At 72.8% G+C, this 12,507-nt stretch carries 7 protein-coding genes; 2 read left to right on the top strand and 5 right to left on the bottom strand.

Annotated elements, in window-relative coordinates:
* Positions 1-83 precede the first annotated feature (83 nt).
* Positions 84-773, top strand: coding sequence for a helix-turn-helix transcriptional regulator (locus AMETH_RS10480; RefSeq protein ID WP_223843106.1), 690 nt, complete (start codon positions 84-86; stop codon positions 771-773).
* A 90-nt stretch (positions 774-863) separates the two neighbouring features.
* On the opposite strand, the gene AMETH_RS10475 is transcribed toward AMETH_RS10480, so the two are convergent.
* The 3 genes from AMETH_RS10475 to AMETH_RS37875 form a co-directional block, all read right to left on the bottom strand.
* Positions 864-4,124 (bottom strand): BTAD domain-containing putative transcriptional regulator, encoded by a 3,261-nt coding sequence (locus AMETH_RS10475; RefSeq protein WP_017981403.1) that lies wholly within the window; start codon positions 4,122-4,124, stop codon positions 864-866.
* A gap of 435 nt (positions 4,125-4,559) precedes the next feature.
* On the bottom strand, positions 4,560-7,334 hold the full coding sequence (locus AMETH_RS10470) for an AfsR/SARP family transcriptional regulator (protein ID WP_017981402.1): 2,775 nt from the start codon (positions 7,332-7,334) through the stop codon (positions 4,560-4,562).
* A 47-nt stretch (positions 7,335-7,381) separates the two neighbouring features.
* A complete protein-coding gene (locus tag AMETH_RS37875) occupies positions 7,382-8,275 on the bottom strand; it encodes an SseB family protein (RefSeq protein WP_017981401.1) in 894 nt (297 codons plus the stop codon).
* A 64-nt stretch (positions 8,276-8,339) separates the two neighbouring features.
* Here AMETH_RS37875 and AMETH_RS10460 point away from each other — a divergent pair, with 64 nt between their 5' ends.
* Positions 8,340-10,022 (top strand): right-handed parallel beta-helix repeat-containing protein, encoded by a 1,683-nt coding sequence (locus tag AMETH_RS10460; protein WP_017981400.1) that lies wholly within the window; start codon positions 8,340-8,342, stop codon positions 10,020-10,022.
* Positions 10,023-10,089: 67 nt separating this feature from the next.
* Here the strand turns inward: AMETH_RS10460 and AMETH_RS10455 are convergent, their stop codons facing one another.
* Complete coding sequence (locus tag AMETH_RS10455) at positions 10,090-11,568, bottom strand: hypothetical protein (RefSeq protein WP_017981399.1); 1,479 nt, start codon at positions 11,566-11,568, stop codon at positions 10,090-10,092.
* Between the two features lie 2 nt (positions 11,569-11,570).
* Positions 11,571-12,497, bottom strand: coding sequence for an SseB family protein (locus tag AMETH_RS10450; RefSeq protein WP_017981398.1), 927 nt, complete (start codon positions 12,495-12,497; stop codon positions 11,571-11,573).
* Positions 12,498-12,507 lie beyond the last annotated feature (10 nt).

Genomic DNA, 12,507 nt, shown 5'->3' with positions numbered 1-12,507 from the left:
ATTAAACCGGCAGAACTGCGGGCGCCGAAACCTGCCGGTGCTTCCGCCTGGTTCCGCCTGTATCGGTACGGTTAGGTGGCCCTATGCCGTACAGCACCGCTATGCGGGATGTCCCCGGCGGCCGGCCCGCCGCCCGCCTGCACGCCGTCCCGGCGGCCGACCGCGCGGTGGTCCGCGTCGTGGTGCTGGCCGACGACGTGTTCCTGCGCGCCGGCCTGCTCAGCGAGATCCAGGGCAAACCCGGTATCCACGTGGTCAACGGGACGCCCGCGTCGGCGGACGTCGTGGTCGCGATGACCGAGTCGGTGGCCGGCCTGCCCGAGCTGGTGGCCGACGCCCCGACGAACGCGCGGCTGGTGCTGATCACCGACGCGCCCCGCCCGGCGGAACTGTGGACCGCGATCGAGAACGGCCTGGTGGTGCTGATCCCGCGCGCGGAGGTCACGACGGCCCGCCTGCTGCGCGCGATCGCCGACGCGCACCAGGGCCACGGCCACCTTCCTGCCGAGCAGCTGGGCCAGGTGCTGCACGGGCTGGCCCGCCTGCAGCGCGAGGTGCTGGCGCCGCGCGAGCTGATGCTGAACGGGTTGTCCCGTCGCGAGACCGAGGTGCTGCGCCGCCTCGCCGACGGCCAGGACACCGCCGAAATCGCCGCGGAAATGTCCTATTCGGAGCGCACGGTCAAGAACATCCTGCACAGCCTCACCAGCAGGCTGGGGCTGCGCAACCGTACGCACGCCGTGTCCTACGCGCTGCGCAACGGGCTCATCTGAGCGCTGGGTGGCGGACACGCCGAGGCGAGGCGGCGCCTCGGCGTGTCCGCTGGTCCCGGGCCAGGCGATGGCCGGCCCGGGAGTTCGGGGTCAGGCCACGGACGTCACGGGCCAGCGGTCTCCGGTGAAGTCGCGCAGCTCGGCCGCTTCGGGCGCGCCCAGCTCGTCGAACAGGCCGTAGGCGCGGCGCCAGTAGTCCTGCGCCAGGCCGGCTCGCGCGGCGCAGCGGTGCAGTTCGGCCAGTTCGTTGAGCGCCCGCGCCTGCTGGTAGCGCTCGCCCCGGTTGATCGCCGCCCGCAACCCGGCCTCGATCAGGTCCGCGGCGGTGAGCAGGTCGCCGATGTCGCGGTGCACCCCGCCGAAGTCGATGAGCACTTCGCTTTCGGTCGCGGGGCCGCTGACCGTGCGGACGATCCGCAGCGCCTCGTTGAGGTTGCCGAGCGCGTCGTCGAACCGGCCGGTCTGCCGGTAGGTGTTGCCGAGGCGGTGCCGCGCGTAGGCGATCCGCGGCTCCAGGCCGTGCGCCTCGGCCAGGTCGGCGGCTTCCTTCAGGTGCTCGATCGCCTCGCGGTGCCTGCCCAGCCGCCGCCACGCGTCGCCGAGGTCGGCCAGCGCACCGCTCTCCCCGTCCGGGTCGCCGGCCTGCCGGGACAGCACCAGCGCGTGCCGGTACTGGTCGACGGCCTCGTCGAGCCGGCCGAGCGTGGCCAGCGTGGCGCCGAGGTTCGCGGCGACAGCGCTTTCCAGCCGGGAGTCCCCGGCGCAGCGGACGCCCGCCGTGCGGAACAGCCGCAAGGCCTCGGGGAACTCCCCGATGCGGTGGCAGAGCACGGCCAGCGCGGTCAGCGAGGTGGCTTCCAGTTCGCGCTCGCCGTTCTCGCGGTGCAGGTCGATGGCGCGCAGGAACTGCTCACGCGCGTCGGCGGCGCGGCCGTGGTGCAGGTACGCGGCCGCCAGGTCGGAGCGGGTGTGCGCCTCGCCGACCCGGTCCTGCGCCGCGGTCGCGGCCGCCAGCGCGGCTTCGTGCGTGTGCACCCAGTCGTGGTCGTGGCTGTAGCCGTAGAGGTACAGGTACGCGCGCAGGCAGCGGGTCAGCTGCCAGGCGTGCGTCGGCCAGCCCTGCTCGGCGGCCAGGCTGACGGCGGCGATCAGGCAGGGGCGCTCGGCCTCCAGCCACCGCTTCGCCGCCTCGCGGTCGGGCAGCACCGGGCCGTGCGCGGGAGCGGCGCCGGTCAGCGGGATGTGCTTGGCCGGGTAGATCAGCTGCGTGGCGCGGGCCGCGGTGTGCAGGTAGAAGTCGAGCACGCGGGTGATCGCGGCGCGCCGGGCCGGCTCCGGCTCGTTGTCGCGGGCGAGGCCGCGCGCGTACTCGGCGAGCAGGTTGTGCAGCCGGTACCGGTCGCGGGTGACGACGGTGACCAGGTTCTCGTCCACGAGACGGTCGAGCAGCCACCGCGCCCGCGACGGGGTGAGCCCGGCGAGCGCGCCGACCGACTCGGGGGTGAAGTCCGCGCCGGGGTGCAGGCCGAGCAGGCGGAACAGGCGCTGTTCCGCGGCCGCCAGCGCCTGGTAGGACAGTTCGAACACCGCACGCAGCCGTCGGCTGCCCGCGGCCAGTTCGTCGATGCGGTCACCGGTTTCGGCCAGCCGGGCGGCGAGGTCGGCGACTGTCCACGTCGGACGGGACTGGAGGCGACGGGCGGCGAGCGCGACGGCCATCGGCAGCCAGCCGCACAGTTCGCCGACCCGGCGGGCGGCGTCGGGTTCGCTTTCCACCCGCTTGGCGCCGACGACGCGGACGAGCAGTTCGCGGGCCTCGGCCGGGGTGAAGACGCCCAGCGGCAGGGTGCGGGCGCCGTCGAGGGCGAGCGCGCGGCGGCTGGTGACCAGGACGAGGTTGGTCGGCCCGGCGGGCAGCAGCGGCAGGATCTGGTCCTCGCTGGCCGCGTTGTCCAGCAGCACCAGCACATCCCGGCCGTAGACGCGGTCGCGGTAGAGGGAGGCGCGCTCGTCGAGGCTCGGCGGGATCTGGTCGCCGGGGACGCCGAGCAGGCGCAGGAACGACGCGAGCACCGCGGCCGGGTCGGCGGGCGGCTGGTCGGAGTGGCCGCGCAGGTCGACGTAGAGCTGGCAGTCGCCGTAACGGCCCTCGGCGAGCAGCTGGTGCGCGACGTGCACGGCGAGGCGGGTCTTGCCGACGCCGGCCATGCCCTCGATGAGCGCGATGCCGACCGCGGTGCCGCCATCGATGGCGCGTAGCCCGTCGCGCAGGGTAGTGAGCTCCGCTTCGCGGCCGCTGAAGTCGGCGGTATCGAGCGGCAGCTGGCGGTGGGCGCTGACCGGGGCGAACTCCGGCCGCGCGACCTCCTGACGCAGGACGCGCTGGTAGGCGGTGGCCAGTTCCGGCCCGGGGTCCGCGCCGAGTTCGCCCGCGAGGCGGCGGCGCAGGGTGTCGAACACGTCCAGCGCGGCGGCCTGCTGCCCGCTGCCGGCGAGGGCGATCATGAGGCGCGCGTGGACGGCCTCGTGGAGCGGATCGGCCTCGGCGACGCGCTGCAGGAGCGGCAGAACCTCCTGGTAGCGCCCGAGATCCGAGGCGGCGCCCGCGTATTCGACGACGACGGCCCGGTACTCGCGCACGAGCGCGACGACGATCGGGTGGGAGTCCAGTGCGCTCAGCCCTTCGAGCGGTTCGCCCCGCCAGAGGCCGACGGCTTCGGCGAAGAGACCGCACGCTTCGGCGAGTTCGCCCTCCTCGCGGACATGTCGTGCACGGGCGACGAGCTGGCGGAAGAGGAGCAGGTCGTGCTGGCCTTCGGCGACCTTGAGCTGGTAGCCGCCGCGCGCGGAAACGATGAAGCCGTTCTCCGGGTCGCCCTGGAGGCGGCGGCGCAGGCGGGAGATGCGGGACTGGAGGAGGTCGACGGTGCCGTGCTCGGGCTGGTCGCCCCAGACGGCTTCGACGAGCGCGTCCCGGCTGACGGGGGCGTTCGGGGACAGCGCGAGGAGCGCGAGGAGGGTGCGCTGGGTTTCCGAGCCCGGCTCGACCGGCTCGCCGTCCGCGATGACCCGCAGCGGCCCGAGAACCTCGACCCGCAGGCCGCCGCCGGTGGCCTGTTCGCCGCCCGCCTCGCGGAGCAGCTCGCCCAGCTCCACACGGGACAGACCGAGCACGTCGCCCAGCTTGCGCAGAGTGGACACGCGCGGCCGGGTGACACGTCCCTGCTCGACGTCACGCAGGCCCGCCACGCTGAGCCCCGCCAGGTCGGCGACCTCACGCTGGGTGAGGCCCGCGCGCCGGCGGAAGCCCTGGACCAGCGCGCCTAAGCGGCTCCGCGAACCGTCGCTCATTCGTTCACCGCCCGATCTCGTCGTTCGCAGCCTGGGACGCAGTGACGCGCCAAGCCGTTCCCGCGTTGCTCCGACAGAGTTACAAACTCCGCTTCGAAAATGCTTCGAAGGGCGTAGTGGATGCGTTGGTCGCTTGGAGTTAACGCAGGTGTTGCCTGGTGGGTGCGGGCGGTGAGGGGTGGTTGCGGAGGGTGATCATGAGTTGGGGCGGGGTCGGGTGGGGTGGGGCGGCGTGGTCGGGTGGCTCGGTGGTGCGGCGTGGCTGGGTGGTGGCCGAATTGGGCCGCTGGGTCGGGACGGCGAGTTGGGTGGCCGGGCCGCGGGTGCTTGTGCGGCGATGGAGCGGCTCGCGCAGTGATGAACGGACCAATCATCGGAGCGAGCATCCGCCCCGCCTCGCCAGCCGCCCAGCCACCGAAACCACCACCGCAGCAGCTACGCCGACCACTCCGAAACGCCATCCAGCTTCGCGCGGATCTGGCCTCCGTCCGGCGACCCCAGCTCCTCCAACAACTCCAGCGCGGCCCGCCAAGCACGCTGCGCCGCGGCCGAATCGCCGCGTGCCAGGTGCGCGTCGCCGAGGCGGGTCAGTGTTCGGCCTTCGTAGTAGCGGCTTCCGTGGCGCCGGTAGAGCCCCACGGCGGTCTCGTAGCAGCGCACCGCCTCGTCCAGGTTTCCCAGCGACTGCTGCGCATACCCGACGCTGTCCCACGCGTTGGCCTCACCGACCAGGTTCCCCAGCTCGGCCTGCACCGCGATCGACTCCTTGCAGTGCGCCAGCGCCTGCTCGTAGTCCCCCAGCCGGGCACAGCTCCAGCCCATGTTGTTCAGCGCGCTGGCCACCCCGTACCGGTTCCCCGCGGCCTGGAACAACTCCAGCGCCCGCCGCGCGTGGTGGAACCCCCCGGCGTAATCCCCGAGGCGATCACACACCCACGTCAGCCCCTGCCGCACATCGGCCTGGTACCCGAGGTCCCCCAGCTCCTCGAACAGGTCCAGCGCCCGGTCCAGCTGCGCCCGCGCCTCCTCGTCCCGCCCCAGCGCCGTCAGGATGACCGCGAGCCCCCGGTGGCTGTGCGCCAGCGCGACCGGGTCCCCGAGCCGCGCGGCCGCCTCCAGCGCCACCTCGTACGTCCGCGGCTCCCCCAGCCAGTGCCTGCCCTGCCGGACGAACGTGTGGCTCAACGCGCACGCCAGCTGCCACGCGTGGGTGTCGAACCCGGCCGCCGCCGCGCGGTCGATCCCCGCCACCAGCACCGGGTGCTCGGCGGCGAACCAGGCGCCGGCGTCCGCGGGCGGCTCGACCACCACCCCCGGCGACGGCGGGTCCAGCGCCAGCCGCTCGCGTTGCGGGCTCAGCGTCGCCGCGCCCGCGTGCGCCGTGTGCACGTAGTGGTCGAACATCCGCCGCACCGCCGCGGTCCGCTCCGCCTCCGCGTCCTCCTCCTGCGTCAGCTCGATCGCGTAGGCGCGCAGCAGGTCGTGGAACGCGTACCGCCCGGGGGCGCGCTCGGCGACCAGGTGCGCGCGCGTCAGCTCAGCCAGCAGCGGCCGCACCCGGGACACCCCCAACAGGCTCGCCGCCGCCGCGACGGTCACGTGCGGTCCGGGGTGCAGGCCGAGGAACCGGAACAGCCGGGCCGCGTCCGCGCTGATCGCGTGGTACGACCACGAAAACACGGCCCGCACGTCGGAACTGGCGTCGTCGCCCTCGAAAGCGTCCAGCCCGCCCCGCGCGGCGCACAACTCGGCGGCCAGCTCGCCCAGCGTGAACCCCGGGTTCGTCGCTGCCCGCGCGGCCACGATCGCCAGCGCCAGCGGCAGCCGCGCGCACAACGTGTTGATCGAGGCGACCGCCTCCGGCTCCGCCGCCACCCGATCCGCCCCGAGCCGCCGTGCGAGCAGTTCGCACGCCTCCGCGTCGGACAGCAGGTCCAGGCTCACCGGCGCCGCGCCCTCGACCGCGACCAGCCCGGCCAGCTGGTTCCGGCTCGTCACCAGCGTGAAACTGCCGGGCGCGCCGGGCAGCAGCGGGCGCACCTGGTCGGCGTCGCGCGCGTTGTCCAGCACCACCAGCACCCGCTTGTCCGCCAGCAGACTGCGGTAGAGGCTCACCTGCGCCTCCACGCTCACCGGGATCCGTTGCGCCGGAACGGCGAGCGCGTCGAGGAACCGCCGCACGGCCTCCGCCGGGCTCATCGCGCACGCGCCGGGATCGAAGCCGCGCAGGTTGACGTACAGTTGCCCGTCCGGGAACCGCTCCCGCACCCGGTGTGCCCAGTGCACCGCGAACGCCGACTTGCCGACACCGGCGCCACCACTGACGACCGCCACCGACACCGACGGCCGGTCACCGCTGCCCTCCAGCGGCAGCAACGCGTCCAGCCGCGCGAGGTCGCGCATCCGGCCGGCGAACTGCGGCACGTCACCGGGCAGCTGCCGCGGCACCGGCCCCTCCTCGGGCTCGTCGCGCAGCAGCCGCACCTGCGTGTCCCGCAGCAGCGGCCCCGGCTCGACGCCGAGTTCGTCGATGAGCCGCGACCGGACGGCGGTGTAGACCTCCAGCGCCTCGGGCGTGCGGCCGCAGCGGTGCAACGCGAGCATCAGCAGGGCCTGCAGTCGTTCCCGGAACGGGTTGTCCTCGGCCTCCTGCCGCAGCCCGGTGACCACCGACCGGTGCCGCCCCGCGGCGAGCTCGGCGTCGAAGTAGTCCTCCAGTGCGCTCAGCCGCTTCTCCGCGAGCGGCGGGCCTTCCCGGTCGAGCAGCGACTGAGTGACCCCGCCCAGCACCGGCCCGTGCCACAGGTCGAGCGCCGCGCGCAGCCGCCGGGCCGCCTCCCCGACGCGGCCGGCCTCGAGGTCCGCGCGCGCCCTGGCGACGGCGTCGTCGAACTCGTGCAGGTCCAGCTCACCCGGCCCGACCTCGATCACGTACCCCGGCGCACGCCTGCTGATCACGTCGGCGCCGATCAGCTTGCGCAGCTCGGAGACGTACACCTGGACCTGGCCACGCACCGTCGCCGGCGGCGCGGCACCCCAGACCAGGGCGAACAGCTGCTCGTCCGGCACCACGCGCCCGGCGTTGAGCAGCAGCGCCGCGAGCACCGACCGCTGCTTCGGCCCGCCCAGCCGAACCGGCCCGTCCGGCCCCGACACCTCGATCGGGCCCAGCAGCCGGTACCGCACCGGGCGGGACGGGGTCTCGGGCACAGTTCGTTCTCACCTTTCCGCGTGCGGGACGGCAACCGGGACGGGCGTTATGAGTCGGCGGCAAGGTCCGCCGCGATGAGGTCGGTGATCTCCAGCACCGCCTGCCCGGACAGCACCAGCTGGGTGTCGGCGCCCGGGTTGAAGCACAGGACGTGCCGCTCGTCTGGCCACCGGGCGAACACGTTGAACAGCAGGTCCGTCGTGTGGTGCTGCTGCTTGCCCGCGACCGCTTCGAGCATCGCCACCGACGAGAACACCGTGATCACCGGGATCTCGTCGGTGCCGGCTAGGCGCCACGGCAGCGGCGGGATGCCCGGCAGGTCGTTGACCGGCACCGGCCCCGTGGTTGGGACCACCACCTCACCGCTCACCAGAGCCTGCATGTACGCGTCCTCGTTCCGCTCCGCCAGCGCCACTGCCAGCGCGTTCTCCAGAGCGTTGGACGGCGGCAGGTCGGTGCGCGGTTCCCGGTCGCCCGCGAATTCCGCAAGCGACAGCAACGGGACGATGCGGCGCACCTCGTCGCGGACGATGTCGCGCAGCTCCGACACCGGTGCGGTCTCCTGCCGCCCTTCGGCCAGCTCGGGCACCACGGCGGGCGGCAGGACGGCGGTGATGGGCAGGCCCGGATCGATGATCAAGCGGGCCCCCTCCGCCGCCCCGGCGGTCAGCTCCGCGAAGGTCGCCGTGGTGCGCCCGCGCGCGACCGGGCCGGCGAAACGTTCGAGCTCGGCGGGCGAGGTGAAGACCAGGATGTCGTGCTCGGCCAGGCCGAGTTGACGTGTCACCTCTTCCCGTTCGGGGGTGCCGGGATCGGGGAACACCGGCACGTGGAAGGTGGCGTCCAGCACCACCCGCGCGTACCGCTGGGGGTCCCCCTCCTCGATCGCCGCCATCAACGCGTGTTCGAGGTCATTGCCCGGCTGCCAGGAAGGTTCCACGCGTGCTTGCCTCTCTGCGGTACCTTTTGTCCTGCAAACCCTAGTCGGCCGAACCACGGAAGCCATGCCACGCACCCTCTTCGTCGCCCCGGACCAGCGCGGCGCCCTGCCCACCATCCGCGACGCGCTCGAAGCGGCCGACGACGGCGCGGTCATCTCGATCGCGCCCGGTGACTACCCCGAGCCGATCTCGATCACACGCCAGCACGTCACGCTGTCCGCGCGCGAGTCCGGCAGCGTCACGATCAGCTCGCCGTTCCCGGACCAGCCGGTGGTGTCCGTGACCGACGCACGGGTCGAGCTGATCGGGCTGAAGCTCACATGCGAGGAGCACTCCGCCGTCCGCGTGCGCGGCGGCCAGGTGAAGATCGTCGAGTGCACCGCGACAGCGCGGTTCGCGCCGGGCATCGACGTCGCGGGCGCCGACCGCATCGAGATCCGCAACAGCCACGTCACCGGCTCGCAGTACGGGATCGTGGTGGAGGAGTCCGACGGCACCATCGACCGCTGCGAGATCCGCGAAATCGCCGACGACGGGGTGATCGTGCGGCTCGGCGCGCGCATCAAGGTGCAGCACACGACGATCGCCGGGTGCGGGTTCCGCGGCGTGTACATGTACCAGGCTGGTGACTCCAGTCTGGACCGCTGCGACATCTCGCAGACCGGGGACGCCGGGATCGCCGTGGCGGACCAGAGTTCGCCGGTCATCAGCACCTGCTGGGTGCACGACACGCAGGGCGTCGGGATCAGCGTGGGCCGCGGCTGTGGCGGCGTGATCGAAGACTGTCGCGTGGAGAACACCGCGGTGCCGGGCATCCACCTCGCCGACGGCGCGCGCACCGAGATCCGCGAGGGCGACCCGTCGCGCGGCAAGGTCCCGGTCGGCGCGGTCGCGACCACGGGCAACCACCAGGACCTGGAGACCGTCGACAAGCTGCTCGGCGAGCTCGACGGGATGATCGGCCTGGCGAGCGTCAAGGCCGAGGTGCGCGGGCTGATCGACGAGATCCAGGTCAACGAGTGGCGCCGCAGCGAGGGCCTCTCCGTCGGCACGGTCAGCAACCACCTCGTGTTCGCCGGCGCGCCCGGCACCGGCAAGACCACCGTCGCGCGCATCTACGGCCAGCTGCTCAAGGCGCTGGGGATCCTGCCGAACGGGCGGTTCAAGGAAGTGTCGCGGCGGGACCTGGTGGGCCAGTACATCGGGCACACCGCGGAGAAGGCGGCATCGGCGTTCGAGGAGGCGCGCGGTGGCGTGCTGTTCATCGACGAGGCGTACACGCTGTCCCGCTCCAGCGGCAGCGGCGCCGACTTCGGCCAGGAAGCCATCGACACGCTGGTGAAGCTGATGGAAGACCACCGCGACGAGGTCGCCGTGATCGTCGCCGGGTACACCAACGAGATGGCGAAGTTCATGGACGCCAACCCCGGTCTGGCGTCGCGGTTCAACAAGACGCTGGTCTTCGAGAACTACAGCCCCGAGGAACTGGTGTCGATCAGCCTGCACATGGCCCGCGGCGACGACTACCTGCTGGGCGAGGACCTGGACGTGGCGCTGCTGGAGTGGTTCTCGCAGATGGAGCGCGACCAGAACTTCGGCAACGCCCGCGAGGCGCGCAAACTGCTGGAACGGATGCGCAAGTCCCAATCGACGCGCCTGCGTTCGCTGGGGCAGCGCCCCACCAGGGACGACCTGCGGACGTTGTCGCTGGACGACCTGCTGGAGGCCGTGCGCGGCACGGGCTGAGTGTCCGGACGGCCGGGCCGCCCGGCCGGGAACTGGGGCGTGTCCGACAAAGCCTTGGTCCAGGTGATCACGGCTCGATCCCGAAGGTCTCCACCAGCTGATCGAGCGCCCGCGGATCCGCCAGGACGTAAGCGTCCTCGCCGAGCGGGACGAAGCGCCGCGGGCCGGGCGGGCTCAGGGTGCCGGCGATCTCGTCGACCGTGAGCAGGTCGAAGTACTTGCCCTGGTCGTCGGGGGTGAACTCGTACCGCTGTCCATTGTGGACGTAGGACAGCTCGAAGTCGTCGGTCAGTTCGAGGTTCTCGAAGCTCACGCCGGCCACCGCGGCGAAGCGGTCGGCCAGGTCGCCGTAGGCGGGCGGGATCGTGTAGCCCTTCGGGTCGAACTCCACCAGCACACCCTCGGCCTCGAACAGGCCCCGCACGAGTCGTGCTGGCACGCTCTCGCCGGGGCCGTTCCCGAGGTACTCCTCTGCGGTCGCACGGGAGATCAGTCCGAGTGCGACCATCTCGGCGGCGATCTGCCCGGGCCCCGCGGTCGCGTCGATCCGGGCCACGGCATCGTCGCGGTAACTCGCCGCCCAGGGGAAACGGTCCTGGATGCGGTCGACGAACGCGACCACCTCCGCGTTCCGCGTCCCCTGGTACAGCTCCCCCAGCACCTCGATCGCGGCCGACGGGAACCGCAGCCACTCCTCGACCGCGTACCGGTGCGCCTCCACCGGCTCGACCGCGGCGAGCGCCTTGAGCGCGACGCCCGCGCCCGCCCGGAACGGCGACTGGTCCACGACCCACCCGAGCAGCGACGCGCCGTCCGGCCCGCGTGCCGCCAGTGCCTCCACGAACAGGAACGTGTGCGTGTTTTCCTCGTGGCTCTCCAGCAGCTTTTCGGCGCACCACCGCAGCGCCCACTCGGCGACCTCCGGTTCGCCACGCGCGGCGAGCGCCCCGATGGCTTCGACGACGTGGCTGTCGGAGTCGTCCGGGTTGGGCCCGAACCGGTCCGTGATCTCCTCGGAGACCTCGGCCACGGGCCACGCCTTCGCCGCCGCGGCGAGGAAGAGCACGCTGTCCAGCGGCCACGCCTCCCGGTAGGCCGGCTCGTCCGCGGCCCGCGAGATCCGCAGCAGGACCGGGCCCGCGTCGGCGATTCGCAGCTCTCCGCAGGCCGCCGCCAGCCCGCGCAACTCCAGGGACACACTGTCGCGCAGGGGAAGTTCGATCGCGCCGAGCACCCGCACCGCCCACGGCGCCACGACGTCGGCGTACTCGGGGTAGCTCTCGCCGAGCGCCCCGATCCCGTCGGCGAGCAGGCCGGTGCACGCGTCGTCGGCCAGTGTCGCGGCCAGCACCTCGCGGGCGCCTCCGAGCCGCGCCAGCGCGAGCGTCGCCGGGACCCGGGACTCCGGTGCCCCGTCACGCGCCACCTCGCGGAGCCGGTCGCGTTCGGACTCGCTCGCGCGCCGCAGCAACCGGAGGTCGTCGTCAGAGTACCGCAGGTCGATCTCGGCCGGATCCGCGAGGATCCGCGTCAACCGGTTGCCCACGCTCAGGTCGCGGGCGTGTTGCCGTTGCCCGGCTGCCCCTCCACCGGGCCGCCCGCCGCGGCCGCTTCCGCGATGGCCGACACCAGTTCGGGCACGCTGCTGCCGGGCAGCGTCAGCTCCATGCTCGTGCCGGGGTTGAAGCACAGCACGTGGTCGTCACCGGGCCAGTTCACCAGCACGTCCAAAAAGGACACCACGGTGCGCGGGCCGCCGCCGGGAGCGACGACGTCCAGGACTCCCTCGGAGCTGAACACCGGCACCACGGGCGTTTCGTCGTCGCCGAGGACGCGCCACGGGAACTCGCCGTTCTCGATCAGCGACGGGTCCGCGACCGGCGCCGCGGTGGGCACCACGACATCGGAACCGATGAGCGCGAGCAGGAAGGCGTCGAAGTCCAGTTCCGCCACCGCGTCGCGGAGCCGTTCCTCCAGCTGGTTGGACGGCTGCAGCGCCGCCGCGACCTCCTCGTCGCCGCCCAGCTCCGCCAGCGCCAGCCGCCGCACCTCGGCGAGCACCTCGTCGACCATCGCGTTCTGCACGTCCTCGACCGGAACCAGCTCCTGCCGCCCCTCGGCCAGATCGTCGACCTCACCGAGGACGAGGTACACGCCGATCGGGACGCCCGGGTTGACGACGAGCTGGGCGTGGTCAGGGTGGATCTCCCGCAGGCCCGCGATGTCGGTCCGCCGCCAGCTGTCGACGACACCGCCGAGCGCCCAGTCCAGCGACTCCTCGGAGGTGAACACGATGACGTGGTTGCCTTCGGGCATCGGCAGGCTCATCGGCCACGGATCACCCGGTTCCGGCGTGGCCGGCACGTACAGCGGGGCCGAGCGCAGCAACTGCGCGAAGCTCCGGCTGTCGCTCTCCTGCAGCGCGGCCAGCATGTCGCTCTCGACCTCGTTGGACGGGCGCCACTGAAAGTCCACTCCAGACACT

The sequence above is a fragment of the Amycolatopsis methanolica 239 genome, from assembly GCF_000739085.1.
Taxonomy (GTDB): Bacteria; Actinomycetota; Actinomycetes; order Mycobacteriales; family Pseudonocardiaceae; genus Amycolatopsis_E; species Amycolatopsis_E methanolica.
This window is presented reverse-complemented; position numbering and strand designations above follow the sequence as displayed.